Genomic DNA, 18368 nt, shown 5'->3' with positions numbered 1-18368 from the left:
AGTTGCTCGTCGTGTCTCACCATGAAAAACACCCCAAGGTTGGATCGGCGTCCAACTCTTGGGGTGCAGTTCATTGCCGGGCGTTTTGCTGTCTGCGCTGCGCAACCGGCGCGCTGCCGTTCAGGTGCGCAAGGCGTGGGCGCCCAGGCTGGCGACAGGCTGCGCCTGCTTGTCCCCCACCTGCCCTTCTTCCAGCAGGAAGTCGATAAAGGCACGCACCTTGGTGGGCAGGAACTTGCGGCTGGGATAGACCACGCTGACATCGCGCCGGGGCAACTGGTATTGCGGCAGCACGTGCACCAGCCGGCCCGATTCGATATTGGGCCGGGCCAGGTAAGACGAGAGCATGGCCACGCCCATGTCGGCCAGTGCGGCCTGGTGCGCCAGTTCGGCGTTGCTGCACAGCAGGCCGGGGCGGATAGGCACGGTGAGTTCGCCTTCGGGCCCCAGCAGTGTCCATTCGTGCTCGGCGCTGGGCAGGCGCATGGCGATGCAGCGATGGTGGCTCAACTCATGGGCATGGCGGATCGGCGCATGCGCCGCGACATAGCCGGGCGAGGCGCACAAGATCACCTCGGCCGAAATCAGCGGCCGTGCGACCAGGTGCGAGCCCAGCCCCAGGTCCGACAGCATCACGGCCACGTCGCGGCCTTCTTCGACGATATCGACATTGCGGTCCGACAGGATCACGTCGAACACCACCTCCGGATAAAGCTGCTGGAAACGCGACAGCAGGCCTGGCAGCAGGTGCAGGCCGAACATGACCGGCGTCACCAGCCGCAGCGTGCCGGACAGTGACTGGCTGCGGGCCGTGACCACGCTTTCGGCTTCCTCCACGTCTTCCAGGATCTGCTGGCAGCGTTGCAGGTAGGTTTCGCCGGCATCGGTCAGCGACAGGCTGCGAGTGGTGCGGTTGAGCAGGCGCGTGCCGAGATGGCTTTCCAGGTCGGCCACGTAGCGGGTGACGACCGCGTTGGACATTTCCAGCTGCTGCGCTGCACGCGCGAAGCTGCCGAGCTCCACCACTTTGGAAAACACACGCATCGACTGCAGGCGATCCATGACATAGTCTCCCGATTCTCTGCTGAATTCTTACACAATCAGCCTATTTTATTGTCCGAATCAAAACTAATCATTGTGGATCCTGATATTTATTGATATGAGGGAAATGCCTAATATCTAGCCATCGGATGCCGCAATGCAACATGCCCTTCGCCTGAAGGTGCCGGATCAGGCGTCCACGCTACAAGAAAGGCCTGAATCATGAAAACCAACCGTTACGCCCTGATCGCTGTCGCCACCGTTGCTGCCGCCCTGTCGGCCGCCCCCGCCTTTGCCAAGAGCGGCAAGTTCGACGTCTACACCGACGGCGCCAAGGTGGCGAGCTTCGACGTCTATGCCGATGGCGCGCGTGCCGGCAAGTTTGACCCGTACACGGACGGTGCCAAGGCCGGCAAGTTCGATACCTTCACCGATGGCGCGCGCACCGGCAAGTTCAACACCTTCTCGGAAGGCGCGAAGTACGACACCACCACCGATCGCGCACCGCTCTAAGCCAAGCCAGCACTGGTGCGGTCAGCCCGCTTGCACCTGGTCTCCACAGGTCTTTAGGAGAGCGCCCGCGCGCCTCTCCCGCTTTATTGGAGAAGAAGCCCGCACCGGTTCCGGTAGCGGGCTTCTTTGTTTCTGGCGCCGGTGCGTCTGGGCCGAACTGCAACTGATTATGCCAGACGCCGCAAAGCAAAATGGCACGCGGCCGCTGCCGGCGCAAAGAAAAACGGGCCATGACGGCCCGTTTTGCTGACCCCGCTGCGACTCAATCGTCGTAGTGGTGGCGGTGGTGCTTGTGCTTCTTGCGCTTGTAATTGCTCTTGTAGTAGCGGCGGTCGTCGTCGTACGAATTGCTGCGCGAGACGTTGCCACCCAGCGCCGCGCCGGCGCCGCCACCGAGGCCCGCGCCGATCAGGCCACCGGTGCGCCCGCCCATGGCGTTGCCCGCCGCGGTGCCGGCCCCGCCGCCGAGCGCGCCGCCGATGATGGCGCCAGTCCGCTCGCGGCGGTTGGAGGTGACTGCGCCACCGGCGCCGCCGCCCACTGCCCCGCCGATCACAGCGCCGGTGCTGCCACCCAGCGCGCCGCCGACTGCGGCACCGGCGACGCCGCCGAGGGCGCCACCGAGGGCATTGTTCATGTCGCCCGCAACGGCCGGCAGCGCGCAGGCCGCCAGGGCAAGGGCAACGGTCAGGTTGCGAACGGGATGGCGAGTCATATCTTTTTCCTCTATTTGCCATGATGTGTCGCAAGTGTAGATAAGGAGCCGCGCCGTTGCTGTAACCACCTGTAAAGCCCTGTAACCCCCTCGAGAAACGGTATCCGGCGATTACAAGGCGCGGTGAAAATACAACACTTAATAAAAAGACAGGCGATCGTGTGATCGCCTGTCTGCATTGTTTGCCGGACCGATGGTCCGGCGTCGCCGGTTTGCGTGCCTCTAGCAGCACTTTCCCTGGCCGCCGCCGTAGCGCGCTTCCTGGCGCTCGCGGAAAAACTCCTCGTAGCTCATCGGCGCACGGTCGGGATGCGTGCTTTCCATATGCGCCACATAGGTTTGGTAGTCAGGCAGCCCGACCATCAGCCGCAGCGACTGCCCCAGGTACCGGCCCATGGTGCCAAGTTGTTCCAGCATGGCGGGCTCCTTGTCGATGTCTGGATCAGGACTGGGCCGAAGCGGCGCCCGGCAGGGGCTCGAACGGCGTTTCCTTGTCGGTCGGGCGGTTCACGGCGCGCGCCTGCATAGCGGTCTTGAAGCCGTAGAACACGATTGACAGCACCACCACCATGAACAGCGCGCAGAGGCCGGCATCCAGGTAGTCGTTGAAGACGATGCGGTGCATCTGCTCCATCGACTTGGCCGGGGCCAGCACCTTGCCCTCGGCGATGGCGGCGCTGAACTTGGCGGCGTGGGTCAGGAAGCTGACCTTCGGGTCGGCATGGAACAGCTTCTGCCAGCCGGCGGTCAGCGTGCAGATCAGCAGCCAGACCGTGGGTACCAGCGTGACCCAGGCGTACTGGCCGCGCTTCATCTTGACCAGCACGCAGGTGCCGAGCACCAGCGCCACCGCGGCCAGCATCTGGTTGGAGATGCCAAACAGCGGCCACAGCGTGTTGATGCCGCCCAGCGGATCGACCACGCCCTGGTACAGGAAGTAGCCCCACGCCGCCACGGTCAGCGCGGTGGCGATCAGGTTGGCCGGCAGCGAGTCGGTGCGCTTGAGCGACGGCACGAAGCTGCCCAGCAGGTCCTGCAGCATGAAGCGGCCGGCGCGGGTGCCCGCGTCGACGGCGGTCAGGATGAAGAGCGCCTCGAACAGGATGGCGAAGTGGTACCAGAACGCCATCATGGCCTGGCCGCCGACCACCTGGTGCAGGATGTGGGCGATGCCCACGGCCAGCGTCGGCGCACCGCCGGCGCGCGAGATGATGGTGTTCTCGCCAACGTCCTTGGCGGTCTGGATCAGCACGTCGGGGGTGATGACGAAGCCCCAGGTCGACACTGCCTGCGCCACGGCCTCCGGCGAGGTGCCGATCACGGCGGCCGGGCTGTTCATGGCGAAGTACACGCCGGGCTCGATCACCGCCGCGGCCACCAGCGCCATGATGGCGACGAAGGACTCGGCCAGCATCGCGCCGTAGCCGATGAAGCGTGCGTGGGTCTCGTTCTCCAGCAGCTTGGGCGTGGTGCCCGACGAGATCAGCGCGTGGAAGCCCGACACCGCGCCGCAGGCGATGGTGATGAACAGGAACGGGAACAGGTTGCCCGACCACACCGGCCCGCCGCCTTCGGCGAATTGCGTGAAGGCCGGCATCTTCAGCTCCGGCGCGACGATCAGGATGCCGACGGCCAGCGCGATGATGGTGCCGATCTTCAGGAAGGTCGACAGGTAGTCGCGCGGGGCCAGCAGCAGCCACACCGGCAGCACGGCGGCGATAAAGCCGTAGATGATCAGCATCCAGGTCAGCGCCTTGCCGTCGTAGGTGAACAGCGGCGCCAGCACGGCGCTTTCATGCACGTACTGGCCGCCGAGGATGGCCAGCATCAGCAGCACGAAGCCGATCACCGAGACTTCGCCGATGCGGCCCGGGCGGATGTAGCGGGTATAGACGCCCATGAACAGCGCGATCGGGATCGTCACCGCCACGGTAAAGGTGCCCCACGGCGAGTCCGCCAGCGCCTTCACCACGATCAGCGCGAGCACGGCCAGGATGATGATCATGATCATGAAACAGCCGAACAGCGCGATCATGCCCGGCACCGTGCCCATCTCGGACTTGACCAGGTCGCCCAGCGAGCGGCCGTCGCGGCGCGTGGAGATGAACAGGATCATGAAGTCCTGCACCGCGCCGGCGAATACCACGCCGGCAAGCAGCCATAGCATGCCCGGCATGTAGCCCATCTGCGCGGCCAGCACCGGGCCGACCAGCGGGCCGGCGCCGGCGATCGCGGCGAAATGGTGGCCGAACAGCACCGCCTTGTTGGTCGGCACGTAGTCCAGGCCGTCGTTGTGGCGCCAGGCCGGGGTCATGCGCTTCGGGTCGAGCTGCATCACCTTGTCGGCGATAAAGCGGCTGTAGTACCGATAGGCAATCAGGTAGATGCAGAGCGCGGCAACCACGATCCACAGCGCGCTGACGGCTTCGCCGCGCGCCAGCGCGACGGTGCCGAAGGCAAACGCGCCAAGGATGGCGACGGCCAGCCACACCAGGTGTTCTCCGATGCGATTCATAGTGAAGGTCTCCTCAGACCGGAATTTGTAAAGCCTGCGGCGGCGAAGGACTGGCAACTGGCAACGGGCGGGTCGGCGGCGGGCGCGCCGGGGCGGGCAGCGTGGGCAATCCGGCGGTGAGGGGTCTCCCGGGCTGCTGGAATTGAGGCTGCTGCGCGCCCGGTTCGTGTCGTTTCCGGATCTCGTCTGGCAGGCAGGCGATGCACCAACCGGGTAGGCGGTGCACCAACTGCGTGGACCCGCGCCGCCCTGTGGCCTGTTCCCCAGGTCCCTTGCCATGAAATCGCCCAGTTCGCCGCCATGCGTCGTTGCTCGTCGTTGCCATAGCTACGGCTATGGCGCCTCCTCGCGCCTAGCCTGGCGCCGAACTGGACGATTTCATTTTGGCAAGCTACCTGGGGAACAGGCCACAGGGCGGCTTGCGCGTCCGGCGTGTAGTATTGACAGCCGCCAAACCCGGCACAAGCGCGTAACTACGCAGCACTTCTGCGTAGTACTACGCAAGTCGACGGTGGCATGCCGCCTGCGCGGCATCGGTGTTTACCCCCGATCCCCCTGGTCCTGTATGAAACTCCGCCAAAAGATCCTGTTGCTCGCCGTGGCGCCGCTTGCGGTGGCGATGCTCGGCATCGCGCTTGCCGTGCGCTTCCAGGCCACCCAGCTGGCGCAGCACGAGCGCACGCTGGTCGAAGCCGCCTACCTGCAGAGCAAGGAGACCGAGCTGCGCCATTACGTGGAGCTGGCGCAGAGCGCCATCGCACCGCTGGTGCGCTCCGGCCGCAACGACGCCGCCACGCGCGAGGCGGCGATGGAAGCGCTGGCGCGGCTGGACTATGGCCCCGACGGCTACTTCTTCCTGTACGACCTGCAGGGCCGCAACCTGATGCATCCGCGCCAGCCCGAGCTGGTTGGCCAGGACTTGTGGACGCTGCGCGACCCGCAGGGCGCGCCCACCATCCAGCAACTGATTGCCGCAGCCAGGGGCGGTGGCGGCGCGGTGCGCTACCAGTGGCGCAAGCCCTCGTCGCAGCAGCTCGCGCCCAAGCTTGGCTACGTCGTGGCGGTGCCCGAATGGGGCTGGATGCTCGGCACCGGCATTTACCTGGATGACGTCGAAAGCACGCTGCGCCAGCTCGACGCGCGCGCCGAGACCGATATCCGCGAAACCATGGCGTGGATCGGCGTGATTGCCGGCATCAGCATCCTGCTGGTGGCGGCCAGCGGCCTGGCGCTGAACGTGAGCGAACACCGCGAGGCCGACGCCAAGCTGCGCCAGCTGGCGCAACGCGTGGTGCAGTCGCAGGAAGAAGAGCGCGCGCGGCTGTCGCGCGAGCTGCACGACGGCATCAGCCAGTTGCTGGTCTCGGTCAAGCTGGTGCTGGAAACCGCCGCCAACCGGCTGCGCCTGGCGCCGGCCGAAGGCGCGGCGGTGGCACCGGTGCTCGGCATGGCGCTGAACCGGCTCGACACTGTCTTCAATGAGGTTCGGCGCGTGGCGCGCAACCTGCGCCCGGCGCTGCTCGATGACCTCGGCCTGTTCGCCGCGCTGCAGCACCTGGCGCGCGAGATGCAGGGCGGCAGCGGCCTCGAGATCGGCGTGACGCAAAGCGGTACCCCGCGCGAACTGCCCGACGAGCAGGCCACCGCGCTGTTCCGCATTGCCCAGGAAGCGCTGACCAATGTCGAGCGCCACGCCGGCGCGCGGCGCGTGTCAGTCTCGCTCGCCTTCGATGCCGATGCCACGCGCCTGGCGGTGCGCGACGACGGCCACGGCTTCGACGTCGCGCGCATGCAGGCCGACCCGCAGCGCGGCATTGGTCTGCGCAACCTGCGCGAGCGCATCGCCGCGCTGTGCGGGCAGTTCGACATCCTTTCCGGCACCGGCGGTACCCAGATCATCGCCTCGCTGCCGCTGGCCAGCGCCGCCGCCGTCGCCGTCGCACGCGATGCCATTTCCGCAGGACCCTCGCAGTCATGATCCAGTTTCTTGCCGAAGACACCGCAGCACCGGCCCGCGTGCTGCTGATCGACGACCACGCGCTGGTGCGCGACGGCATGCGCATGCACCTGGCCTTGCAGCCCGGCCTGCGCGTGGTGGGCGAAGCCGACGACGGCGAAGCCGCGCTGGCGTGGCTGGAACGGGCCGGCGCGGCCGACATGCCGGACCTGGTGATCACCGATATCGGCATGCGCGGCATGGGCGGGATTGCGCTGGCGGCGGCGCTGCACGACCGCTATCCGGAACTGGCGGTGCTGATCGTGTCGATGCACGACAACCTGGAATACGTGCGCGAGGCGGTGCGCGCGGGCGCGCGCGGCTATGTGCTCAAGGACGCCCCGGCCGACGAACTGATCGCGGCGATCCGCTCGGTGCTGGCCGGACGCGTGTTCTACAGCGCGCGCATCGCGCGCGGCATGGCCGAGCAAAGCCCGGCGGCCGGCCCGCTCGATGCGCTCACGCCGCGCGAGCGCGATATCCTGCGCGGCATCGGGCGCGGCCTGGCCAACAAGGAGATCGCGGCGCAGCTGAAGGTATCGGTGCGCACCGTCGAGACCCATCGGCTCAATCTGAAGCGCAAGCTGGGGATCGAAGGGCGGGCGGGGTTGGTGAAGTATGCGGTGGAGACGCTGGGGGATAGCGAGGCGGGGTGATGGCCGGCCCACCATGCAAACGAAAAGAGCGGTTTGCTGCGCGCCAAAACCGCCCGAACTTGCCAAGGCAAGGTGTTCCCCCTCTCCCCTGATGGGGAGAGGGCCGGGGTGAGGGGTGGTCTGGCAAGGAATCCCATCAAGCTGAGCCACCGGTTTAAAGCCACCGGCTTCAGCCTTTGATCCTCCTGCCCTCACCCCTGCCCCTCTCCCGCAAGCGGGAGAGGGGAGCAAGCCGGCGCGATACCGGTTGCTTCGTCAGGCGTCAATTCCGGGGATCATCCCTCCAGCCGTTTGCCCAGCGCCGCGCGCGTTTCCACCAGCGCCTGCGGCAGGTGCTGCCGCAGCTTGCTGAACAGCTCGTCGTGCAGCGCCAGCTCCTGCTGCCACGCATCGCGATCGATCGAGATCACCTGCTCGAACTGCGCCGGCGAGAAGTCGACGCCGTTCCAGTTCAGGTCCTGGTATCGCGGCGAGGTGCCAAACACATGCTCGGCGCCCTGCCCCTTGCCTTCCACGCGGTCGATCATCCACGACAGCACGCGCATGTTCTCGCCAAAGCCCGGCCACACGAAGTTGCCGTCGGCGTCCTTGCGGAACCAGTTGACGCAGTAGATCTTCGGCAGCGTGGCGCCCGCGGCTTCGAGCTTCTTGCCGAGTTCGAGCCAGTGGCCGAAGTAATCGCTCATGTTGTAGCCGCAGAACGGCAGCATGGCGAACGGGTCGCGGCGCACCACGCCCTGCTGCCCGGCGGCCGCAGCGGTGGTTTCCGAGCCCATGGTGGCGGCCATGTAGACGCCCTCGGTCCAGTTGCGCGCCTCGGTCACCAGCGGCACGGTGGTCGAGCGGCGGCCGCCGAAGATGAACGCATCAATGGGTACGCCGGCCGGGTTGTCCCAGTTGTCGTCGATCGACGGGCATTGCGACGCGGGCGCGGTGAAGCGCGCGTTGGGGTGCGCGGCCTTGGCGCCGGTGGCCTTGGCGATCTCCGGGGTCCAGTCTTTGCCCTGCCAGTCGATCAGGTGCGCGGGCGCCTCCTTGGTCATGCCTTCCCACCAGACGTCGCCGTCGTCGGTCAGCGCGACGTTGGTGAAGATGACGTTTTCCTTCAGCGTCGCCATCGCGTTGAAGTTGGTCTTCTCGCTGGTGCCCGGCGCCACGCCGAAGTAGCCGGCTTCCGGGTTGATCGCGTACAGGCGGCCGTCCTGGCCCGGCTTGATCCAGGCGATGTCGTCGCCGATGGTGGTGACCTTCCAGCCCTCGAAGCCCTTGGGCGGGATCAGCATGGCGAAGTTGGTCTTGCCGCAGGCCGACGGGAAGGCCGCTGCCACGTGGTACTTCTTGCCCTCGGGCGAGGTCACGCCCAGGATCAGCATGTGTTCGGCAAGCCAGCCTTCATCGCGGCCCATGGTCGACGCAATCCGCAGCGCAAAGCACTTCTTGCCCAGCAGCGCATTGCCGCCGTAGCCCGAGCCAAACGACCAGATCTCGCGCGTTTCCGGGAAATGCACGATGTACTTGGTGGGATTGCACGGCCACGCCACGTCTTTCTCGCCGGCGGCGAGCGGCTTGCCGACGGTGTGCACGCACGGCACGAAGGCGCCGTCGCTGCCCAGCACCTCATACACGGCCTTGCCCATGCGGGTCATGATGCGCATGTTGACCGCCACGTACGGCGAATCCGACAGTTCCACGCCGATATGGGCAATGGGCGACCCCAGCGGCCCCATCGAGAACGGCACCACGTACAGGGTACGGCCGCGCATGCAGCCGTCGAACAGGCCGGCCAGGGTCTGGCGCATCTCCGCCGGCGGGGTCCAGTTGTTGGTTGGGCCGGCATCTTCTTGCTGCTCGGAGCAGATGAAGGTACGGTCTTCGACCCGGGCCACGTCCGACGGGTCCGACAGGGCCAGGAAAGAGTTCTTGCGCTTGGCCGGGTTCAGCCGCTGCATGGTGCCGGCGGCGACCATCTGCTCGCACAGCCGGTCATATTCTTCCTGCGAGCCGTCGCACCAGTAGATGTTGTCGGGCTTGGTCAGCGCGGCGATTTCCGCGACCCAGGCAATCAGCTTGGGGTGCTTGACCCAGGCCGGCGCATTGACGGCTGCCGTACCTTGCATCGTGGGGTGGTTCATACTGCAAACTCCAGGTTTGTAAAGGGAAGGAAGGGAAGGAATCCTTGCAAAGCCTGGCCGGCAGGCCGGGTGCGATCGCACCGCCGATGCGTCACTTTTGGAGCCGCACCGCGGTCGTCACATCCCGTTACAACTGCGCGGCGGCCCGGTTCGCACAAAAGGTCGCGGCGGCCGCGGCGGCTGCGCTACAGTGGCGCTTCGCCCGCGCAAGGTGGCCTGCACATGCCGGCCGGGCTTTGTCCGGAGGCAGCCGGGTGACGGGAGCAAGGCTCGACCGACAATCCGTGGCGGCACCGGAGCGGGCAAGGATACCACTGGCGCACCCCCCTGTTTTTTGCTGCGCAACAATCGCCGGCGCGGGCCGGCGCGCGTTTTGCACCGCCCGCAGCCGGGGTTGCGGCGCGCCGGAGCGGGGTTCGCAACGTTTCACAACAATACTGTTGGCCGGCGCGCGGCTCAGTGGGCGCGCGCACCAACTGGCACAAGGTCCAGAAGACAACCAGGGTTGCCGATGAAGATTGCCGTACTAGACGATTACCAGGATGCGGTGCGCAAGCTGCCGTGCTTCAGCCTGCTGGAGGGGCACGACGTCAAGGTGTTCAACAACACCGTCAAGGGCGTAGGCCAGTTGGCCGCGCGCCTTTCCGATGTGGAAGCCGTGGTGCTGATCCGCGAACGCACCCGCATCACCCGCCAACTGCTCGAAAAGCTGCCCAAGCTCAAGCTGATCAGCCAGACCGGCCGGGTTGGCGCCGGTCCCGGCAGCCATATCGACCTGGAGGCGGCGACCGACCGTGGCGTGGCGGTGCTGGAAGGCGTCGGCTCGCCGGTGGCGCCGGCCGAGCTGACCTGGGCGCTGATCATGGCGGCCCAGCGCCGCATTCCGCAGTACGTGGCCAGCCTGAAGCATGGCGCGTGGCAGCAGTCGGGCCTCAAATCGACCACGATGCCGCCCAATTTTGGCCTGGGCCAGGTGCTGCGCGGCCAGACCCTGGGGATCTGGGGCTACGGCAAGATCGGCCGGCTGCTGGCCGGCTATGGCCGCGCCTTCGGCATGAAGGTGCTGGTATGGGGCCGCGAGGCATCGCTGGAGGGCGCGCGCGCCGATGGCCTGGAGGTGGCGGCCTCGAAGGAACAGCTGTTCGCGGACAGCGACGTGCTGTCGCTGCACCTGCGCCTGAACGACGACACCCGCGGCATCGTCAAGCAGGCCGACCTGACCGCGATGAAACCGACCGCGCTGTTCGTCAATACCAGCCGCGCCGAACTGCTGGAAGAAAACGCCCTGGTCGCCGCGCTGAACCGGGGCCGCCCAGGCATGGCGGCGGTCGACGTGTTCGAGTCCGAGCCGATCCTGCAGGGCCACGCGCTGCTGCGCATGGAAAACTGCATCTGCACGCCGCACCTGGGCTATGTGGAGCGCGACAGCTATGAGTTGTACTTCCGCACGGCGTTCCAGAACATTCTGGACGTGCTGGACGGCAAGCATGACTGCATCGTCAACCCGAAGGCGCTGGCGCCGGTGCTGACGCGCTGAAGGGTTTCGACTACCTTCGGTTTGCTCCCCTCTCCCGCCCGCGGGAGAGGGCAGGCGCTGGCATACCGACGCGCGTCACTTCGTTGACGCTCCGGCCCTCTCCCCCACCCCTCTCCCACTTCGCGGGAGAGGGGTGCCCTGTTCGCACGGTGTTGGCTGTGGCAGGCGTCAATTCTCTCGCGAACGCGAATTCGCCGAAGCCGCTACACTCGGGACTTCCCTAACCGCCGGCCGCAATGGCCGCGGCAGTCCCGAACAAAGCAAGGCGCCCCCGCGCCCTCCCCACCTCCCAAGGCCGGCATGGACCCCAGGCTCGTGACGCTCTGCGTCGGCAATTTCGTCATCGGCACCGGCGCGATGATCGTTACCGGCATGTTGAACGACATTGCCGGCGATTTCGGGCTGGGCGCGGCCAGTGCCGGGCAGCTGATCTCGGTGTTCGCGCTGGCCACCTGCATCGGTGCGCCGCTGTTCGCCACGCTCGGCTCGCGCATCGACCGCCGGCTGCTGCTGGCCGGTTCGCTGCTGGTCTACGGGGTGATGCACCTGGCCGCGGCGTTCGCGCCCGGGTTTGCGGCGCTGATGGCGATCCGCTTCCTGACCGCGATCGGCGCGGCCATCTATACGCCGCAGACCGCGGCCACCTTGCCGCTGCTGGTCAATGCGCAGACCCGGGGGCGGGCCATCAGCTTTGTGTTCCTGGGCTGGAGCATCGCCAGCGTGGTGGGCGTGCCGCTGGGCACGTGGATTTCCAGCACGCTGGGCTGGCGTGTCAGCATGGCGCTGGTCGGCGTGATGGCGCTGCTGGTGTCGGCGGCGGTCTGGCGCGCGCTGCCGCGCGGGCTGATGGTGCCGCCGGCCGGGCGCGAGGCCTGGGGCGCGGTGCTGCGCCACAAGCCGGTGATGCTGGTGGTGCTGACCACCATGATCTCGTCGGCGGGCATGTTTACGCTGTTTACCTATATCGCCCCGCTGATGCGCGATGTCTACGGCATCAGCGGCGGCGCGCTCAGCCTGATGTTCCTGGCCTATGGTGCCTGCGGCGTGTTCGGCAACGCCATGGCGGCGTCGCGCATGGACCGGGTCACGCCCAGCCGGATCGTGCAGGTGACACTGCTGACCTCGATCACGGCAATGGTGCTGTGGCCGCTGGCCGGGCTGGGCAGCGTGGCGCTGGTGGCGCTGTTCATGCTGTGGGGCGTGGGCGGCTTTGCCACCAATAGCGCGCAGCAGGCGCGGCTGGTGCTGCTGGCGCCGGAGCGCGCGTCGGTGTCGATCTCGCTGAATTCCTCGTCGATCTACCTGGGCCAGGCTGCCGGTGCCATGGCGGGCGCGGCCATCTATACCGTGGCCGGGCCTGACACGCTGCACTGGGGCGCGGCGGCGCTGATGCTGGCGGCGCTGGCGGTGTCGCAGCGGGCGCGCCTGCTGGGTTGCCGCTGGCAGCCGCCGCAAGCGGCCCAGCAGGTATGATGCCGCGCTGAAACGCCCGCCGTCCCCCGTTTCCGGCTGCTTGTGAGGAACCGCACCAAGCACTTGTCCACAGCCTTATCCGCCCCGTTATCCTCAGGGATATCCGCAGCTTATCCACATCCCTTTCCACCATCACGAAGCGGGGGCGCACGTGAGCGATTCCAGACCTTGGCCCGGCCTTGCGCGTGTGCTGGCGGTCAGTTTGGGCAAGGCCATCCCGCTGGTTGTGGCAGGGGCGGGCACCGAGGCGGTGGTGCTGTCCGGTATCCGCAAGCACCCCGTCAGCACGCTGCTGCATCCGCTGCGGGTCCAGGTGCAGCCGCTGGGCCTGGCCGGCGACGAGCAGGGCGACCTGACCGTGCATGGTGGCCTGGACAAGGCGGTCTACGCCTACCCGTCCGAGCACTACGCCTGGTGGAACGCCCGCCGCCGCGCCTGCGCGCAGCCCGAGTCCGGCCCGCCGCTTCCCTATGGCGCGATGGGCGAAAACCTGACGCTGGAAGGCCTGCTGGAGTCCGCGCTATGGATCGGCGACCTGGTGCGGGTCGGCACCGCCCTGCTGCGCGTGGAAGCGCCGCGCCAGCCCTGCTACAAGTTCAACGCCGCGCTGGGCTACCGCCATGCGGTGCGCGACATGGTCCAGAGCGGCTACTCCGGGGTCTACCTCAGCGTGGTGCTCAAGGGCGAAGTGCGCGCCGGCGACGCCGTGATTGTGCAGGCCGGACCACGGGAATTGTCGGTCGACAGCGTAAATCAGTGGCGCCGCGATGGCCGGCGGCAGCTTTTCTGATAATGTTTGTCTAACCATACAAGCGCCCCGCTACACACCTCTCCGGCCTCCCCTGTGGCCCGGACGGCGTTTGCCGGCGCCGGGCATTACCAGACCCTTGCACCTCTGTAACGGACTGTAATACGCGGCGCTGGCTCCGGCGGGCGAAGCGCGGTACTAGTAGAGTCTTTGCGCGACACGCACCGGCAACATCTGGGCACAACAGGCCGGGCGGTACACGGGGAGTGGCGCTGAAGACGCGGGGCAGAGGGTCCACACAACATGAAATCAGACAGGATCGACCAGCCCAAGGGCTTTGTCGACAGCAACTGGAGGGCGGCCGCCGGGACCGGGCGCGGCCGCGTATCGCCGTGGGTGGTGGTGGCCGTGGTGCTGGTCATGGCCGGCCTGGGCTGGCTGGCCTGGCGCACCTGGTTCGCGCCCAAGCCGGCGCCCAAGCCGCCGGCGGCGGCGGTGGTGTCGACCGCGCCGGTGCAGCAAGGCGACGTGCCGCTGCAGGTTTCGGCCAACGGCAATGTCACGGCGCTGTCCACGGTGGAGGTGCGCCCGCAAGTGTCCAGCACCGTGCGCACCGTCCATATCAAGGAAGGCCAGACCGTCAAGCCCGGCGACGCGCTATTCTCGCTCGATACCCGCATGGACGAGGCCAACCTGGCCAAGGCGCAGGCGCAGCTGCTGCGCGACCAGGCCGACCTGGCCGATGCCCGCCGCACGCTGGCGCGCAGCCAGGAGCTGCTGCAGCGCAATTTCATCTCGAAGAGCGCGGTCGATACCGCGCAGGCCAAGGTCGACGGCTTTGCCGCCACCGTGCGCGCCGACCAGGCCGCGATCGAAGCCAGCCGCGTGGCGGTCAGCTACGGCGCCATCCGCGCCACCATCAGCGGCCGCACCGGCGTGATCAATGCCTTCCCGGGCTCGCTGGTGCTGCCCAACAGCGCGCAGCCAATGGTCACCATCGCCCAGGTGCAGCCGATCGCCGTCACCTTCAGCTTGCCCGAGCGCCAGCTGGCGGCGCTGCGCGAGGCGCTGCGGGCCGGCCCGGTCCAGGTCACCGCGCAGCCCAATGATGGCAGCAAGGCGCCGGTGACCGGCCGGATCACCTTTGTGGATAACACGGTCGATCCGCAGTACGGCACCATCCGCGTCAAGGCGCAGTTCGACAATGAGGAACAGCGGCTGTGGCCGGGCACCTACGCCACCGTCAACGCCGTGGTGCAGACGCTGAAGGGCGCGCTGTCGGTGCCGCCGCAGGCGGTGGTGACCGGGCCCGAGGGCCGTTTCGTCTATGTGGTGCAGCCCGACAGCAAGGTGGCACGCGTGCCGGTGCGGGTGGTGACCACCACCGCCGCCGCCGCCGTGGTCGAGGGGGTGCAGCCCGGCGCCCGAGTGGTAGTGGAAGGCACGCAGAACCTGCGCCCCGGCGCGCTGGTGCGCGAGGCGCCCGCCCGCGCGGCTTCTGCCGCGGACGCCCGCCCCGCCCCCGCGGGGCACTGAGCCATGACGCTCTCCGAACTCTGCATCCGCCGTCCGGTGATGACGGTGCTGCTGTGCCTGGCGGTGGTAGTCACCGGCATCGTGCTGTATCCGACCATTCCGATTGCCGCGCTGCCCAGCTTCAATTCGCCGGTGATCCAGGTCACCGCGACGCTGCCCGGGGCCAGCCCCGAGACCATGGCCGCTTCGGTGGCCACGCAGCTGGAAAAGCAGTTCGCGACGATCCCGGGCGTGTCGGTGATCAGCTCGTCGAACACGCTCGGCAACTCCAGCATCACCATCGAATTCAACAACGACCGCAATATCGACGACGCGGCTGTCGACGTGCAGGCGGCGCTGTTCCGCGCGCAGCGTTCGCTGCCGATCGAGATGACGGTGCCGCCGTCGTACCGCAAGGTCAACCCGGCCGATGCGCCGGTGCTGCTGCTGGCAATCAACTCGCCGGCGATGAGCCTGGCCGACCTGAACGCCTTCGGCGACAACCTGATCTCGCCCACGCTGGCCACCTTGCCGGGCGTGGCCCAGGTGCAGATCTTCGGGCAGAAGCGCTTTGCCGTGCGCGTGCGCGCGCACCCGGACGCGCTTGCCGCGCGCGGGCTGACGCTGGACGAGCTGGCCACCGCGCTGAACCGCGCCAACGCCAACACCCCGGTGGGCACCCTCGACAGCGCGCGCCAGACCCTGACGATCCAGGCAAACCGGCAGCTGACCAGCGCCGACGCCTTCCGCAATATCATCGTCGCCAGCCAGCCCAACGGCGCGCTGGTGCGGCTGGCGGACGTGGCCGAGGTCGAGGACAGCGTCGAGACCATCAAGACCGGCAGTTGGCTCAACAACGAGCGCTCGATCGTGCTGGCCGTGCTGCGCCAGCCTGACGCCAACACCGTCGCCGTGGTCGACGCAATCCATGCCGCCCTGCCCCGCCTGATCCAGCAGATGCCGGGCTCGATCAACGTGTCGGTGGTCAACGACCGCTCGCGCTCGATCCGCGAATCGATCCACGACGTGCAGTTCACGCTGGCGCTGACGGTGGCGCTGGTGGTGCTGGTGATCTTCCTGTTCCTGCGCCGCGCCGCCGCGACGCTGATCCCGACGGTGTCGCTGCCGATCTCGCTGATCGGCACGGTGGCGCTGATGAAGGCCTTCGGCTACAGCCTGGACAATGTCTCGCTGCTGGCGATCACGCTGGCGGTGGGCCTGGTGGTGGACGACGCCATCGTCATGCTCGAGAACATCGTGCGCCATATCGAGGAAGGCGTGCCGCCGCTGAAGGCCGCGCTGGTCGGCTCGCGCGAGATGGGCTTCACCATCCTGTCGATCTCGATCTCGCTGGTGGCGGTGTTCATCCCGATCTTCTTCATGCCGGGCGTGATCGGGCTGCTGTTCCACGAGTTCGCGGCGGTGGTGTCGCTGTCGATCCTGGTGTCGGCGCTGGTGTCGCTGACGCTGATCCCGATGCTGTGCGCGCGCTTCCTGTCGGCCGAGAACGTGCCGGTCGACGAATCGCACCATGCCTATGGCGACCACGCGGCGGCGCAGCCCGCCGTGGCGCAGCCGCAGACCTTCGGCATGCGCTCGACGCAGTGGTTCGAGAACCTGTTCGAATTCACGCTGCACCGCTATGCGCGCGGCCTGGACTGGTGCCTGGCGCACCGCCGCACGGTGCTGGTGGCGGCGGGCCTGACCTTCGTGCTGACCGCGGTGCTGTTCGTGGCGATCCCCAAGGGCTTCTTCCCGGAAGAAGACATCGGCCAGATCCGCGTCAACGCCGAAGGCCCGCAAGATATTTCCTTCGACGCCATGTCAGAGCGCCTGCGCGACGCGGCCGAGCGCATGCGCGCCAACCCGGCGGTCAAGAGCATCGTGGTGGCCATCGGCGGCGGCCCGTCGCCGGCCATCAATACCGGGCGGATGTTCGTCGAACTGAAGCCGCGCGGCGAGCGCGAGGCCATGCCCAGGGTGATCGAATCCTTGCGGCGCGACGTGGCCGGCGTGCCGGGGCTGGCGGTGTACTTCGCGCCGGTGCAGAACCTGCAGCTGGGCGGGCGCCAGAGCAAGAGCCGCTACCAGTACACGCTGCAGAGCGTGAAGGCCGGGCAGTTGCAGGACTACTCGGACAAGCTGATGGCCCGCATGCGCGCCGACAGCGTGTTCCGCGACGTCACCAGCGACTCGCAGCAATCCGGACTCGAGGCGCACCTGACCATCGACCGCGACAAGGCCAACGCGCTGGGCGTGCAGATGCAGGACGTGCGCACCGCGCTGTACTCGGCCTTCGGCGAGCGCCAGGTGTCGACCATCTACACGCCGATCGACAACTACTACGTGATCCTGCAGGCGGCCGATGCCGACCGCACCGACGAAAGCGCGTTCTCCAAGCTCTATGTGCGTAGCAAGACCGGGCAGATGGTGCCGGTCTCGGCCTTTGCCAGCACCGAGCGCCGGGTCGGGCCGATCGCGGTCAACCACCAGGGGCAGCTGCCTTCGGTGACGGTGTCGTTCAACCTGGCGCCGGGCGCGGCGCTGGGCGACGCGTCGGCGCGCATCGACCGCTACCGGCAGGAAATCGCCATGCCCACCTCGATCTTTACCAGCTGGGGCGGCGACGCGGCGGTGTTCCAGTCGTCGCAGGCCACGCAGATCGTGCTGCTGGTGGCGGCGATCGCGGTGATCTACACGCTGCTGGGGGTCCTGTATGAAAGCTACATCCACCCGCTCACCATCCTGGCGGGTTTGCCGTCGGCGGCGGTGGGGGCGTTGCTGACGCTCTTTATCTTTAACGTCGAGCTGTCGCTGATCGCGGTGATCGGCGTGCTGATGCTGATCGGCATCGTCAAGAAGAACGCCATCATGATGATCGACTTCGCGCTGGCGGCGCAGCGCGAGCAGGGCATGACGCCGGCCAGGGCGATCCGCCAGGCGTGTCTGCTGCGCTTCCGGCCGATCATGATGACCACCTTCGCCGCGGTGATGGGCGCGTTGCCGCTGGCACTGGGCCTGGGCGCCGGCGCCGAGCTGCGCCAACCGCTGGGCCTGGCGGTGGTGGGCGGCCTGCTGTTCTCGCAGGTGATCACGCTGTTCATCACGCCGGTGATCTACCTGGCGCTGGACCGGTTCTCGGGCACGGGGCCGCTGCAGATCGACGCGGAAGGCAACAAGCTGCCGCAGCAGGTGCCCGGGGAGACGGTGCGCCAGCACTGAGGGCGATCGCGGGAAAAGCCTGCTATTCGCCAGATTCCGCAAGGAACTCGCCAGGCACGTCCAAGGCTTGCGCCAGCCGGCGCAGCGCTACTGGACTTCCCCCGCGCGAGCGGGTTTTGCAAACGATGAATGCGGCTCAAGGCGCGAACATCCCATACATGTGGCATGCGCGCCACGTCCTCTAAGTTAAGTCGTTTACCTATCCGTCTTAAATGATAATAATTCTCGTTAACTAAACGGCGTCACCCGCGGCCTAGCCAGCGGGGCAGCGCCTTTACGCGAGCCAGCCACCCTTAACGGTTTTC

13 protein-coding genes are annotated in these 18368 nt (G+C 67.3%); 8 read left to right on the top strand and 5 right to left on the bottom strand.

The genetic code is table 11. The features are described from left to right. Positions 1-120 precede the first annotated feature (120 nt). The gene (locus E5S69_RS31700; RefSeq protein WP_171518273.1) at positions 121-1062 is read right to left on the bottom strand and encodes a LysR family transcriptional regulator; all 942 of its coding nucleotides are present in this window, start codon (positions 1060-1062) and stop codon (positions 121-123) included. Positions 1063-1263: 201 nt separating this feature from the next. Between E5S69_RS31700 and E5S69_RS31695 the strand changes: the two genes are divergently transcribed. Continuing rightward, positions 1264-1554, top strand: coding sequence for a hypothetical protein (locus E5S69_RS31695; protein WP_171518272.1), 291 nt, complete (start codon positions 1264-1266; stop codon positions 1552-1554). A 262-nt stretch (positions 1555-1816) separates the two neighbouring features. Here E5S69_RS31695 and E5S69_RS31690 read toward each other — a convergent pair whose 3' ends face one another. From E5S69_RS31690 to E5S69_RS31680, 3 genes are all read right to left on the bottom strand, one after another. Continuing rightward, positions 1817-2269: a hypothetical protein gene (locus tag E5S69_RS31690; protein ID WP_171518271.1), complete on the bottom strand. Its 453-nt coding sequence runs from the start codon at positions 2267-2269 to the stop codon at positions 1817-1819. A 222-nt stretch (positions 2270-2491) separates the two neighbouring features. Beyond that, a complete protein-coding gene (locus E5S69_RS31685) occupies positions 2492-2686 on the bottom strand; it encodes a YbdD/YjiX family protein (protein ID WP_012354346.1) in 195 nt (64 codons plus the stop codon). Between the two features lie 25 nt (positions 2687-2711). Beyond that, positions 2712-4784, bottom strand: coding sequence for a carbon starvation CstA family protein (locus tag E5S69_RS31680; protein ID WP_171518270.1), 2073 nt, complete (start codon positions 4782-4784; stop codon positions 2712-2714). Positions 4785-5349: 565 nt separating this feature from the next. Between E5S69_RS31680 and E5S69_RS31675 the strand changes: the two genes are divergently transcribed. Both E5S69_RS31675 and E5S69_RS31670 read left to right on the top strand, forming a co-directional pair. Beyond that, positions 5350-6762 carry a cache domain-containing protein gene (locus E5S69_RS31675; protein ID WP_171518269.1) on the top strand — a complete coding sequence of 471 codons (1413 nt, stop codon included), beginning with the start codon at positions 5350-5352 and terminating at the stop codon, positions 6760-6762. Next, the gene (locus tag E5S69_RS31670; RefSeq protein WP_171518268.1) at positions 6759-7436 is read left to right on the top strand and encodes a response regulator; all 678 of its coding nucleotides are present in this window, start codon (positions 6759-6761) and stop codon (positions 7434-7436) included. The genes E5S69_RS31675 and E5S69_RS31670 overlap by 4 nt, the downstream gene beginning before the upstream one ends. Positions 7437-7711: 275 nt before the next feature. Here the strand turns inward: E5S69_RS31670 and E5S69_RS31665 are convergent, their stop codons facing one another. Continuing rightward, on the bottom strand, positions 7712-9568 hold the full coding sequence (locus E5S69_RS31665) for a phosphoenolpyruvate carboxykinase (GTP) (RefSeq protein WP_171518267.1): 1857 nt from the start codon (positions 9566-9568) through the stop codon (positions 7712-7714). A gap of 511 nt (positions 9569-10079) precedes the next feature. Between E5S69_RS31665 and E5S69_RS31660 the strand changes: the two genes are divergently transcribed. The 5 genes from E5S69_RS31660 (at position 10080) to E5S69_RS31640 (ending at position 18063) form a co-directional block, all read left to right on the top strand. Then, positions 10080-11105 (top strand): D-2-hydroxyacid dehydrogenase family protein, encoded by a 1026-nt coding sequence (locus E5S69_RS31660; RefSeq protein WP_171518266.1) that lies wholly within the window; start codon positions 10080-10082, stop codon positions 11103-11105. 300 nt (positions 11106-11405) lie between these two features. After that, a complete protein-coding gene (locus E5S69_RS31655) occupies positions 11406-12578 on the top strand; it encodes an MFS transporter (RefSeq protein ID WP_171518265.1) in 1173 nt (390 codons plus the stop codon). 151 nt (positions 12579-12729) lie between these two features. Further along, positions 12730-13368 (top strand): MOSC domain-containing protein, encoded by a 639-nt coding sequence (locus E5S69_RS31650; RefSeq protein WP_116355203.1) that lies wholly within the window; start codon positions 12730-12732, stop codon positions 13366-13368. A gap of 261 nt (positions 13369-13629) precedes the next feature. Further along, positions 13630-14862 carry an efflux RND transporter periplasmic adaptor subunit gene (locus tag E5S69_RS31645; RefSeq protein WP_171518264.1) on the top strand — a complete coding sequence of 411 codons (1233 nt, stop codon included), beginning with the start codon at positions 13630-13632 and terminating at the stop codon, positions 14860-14862. Between the two features lie 3 nt (positions 14863-14865). After that, positions 14866-18063, top strand: coding sequence for an efflux RND transporter permease subunit (locus tag E5S69_RS31640; protein WP_171518263.1), 3198 nt, complete (start codon positions 14866-14868; stop codon positions 18061-18063). The last annotated feature ends 305 nt before the right edge of the window (positions 18064-18368 follow it).

It is taken from the genome of Cupriavidus necator (assembly GCF_013141915.1).
Classification (GTDB): Bacteria; Pseudomonadota; Gammaproteobacteria; order Burkholderiales; family Burkholderiaceae; genus Cupriavidus; species Cupriavidus necator_B.
The sequence above is the reverse complement of the archived record's forward strand: the minus strand, read 5'-3'. Positions and strand labels throughout refer to the sequence as shown.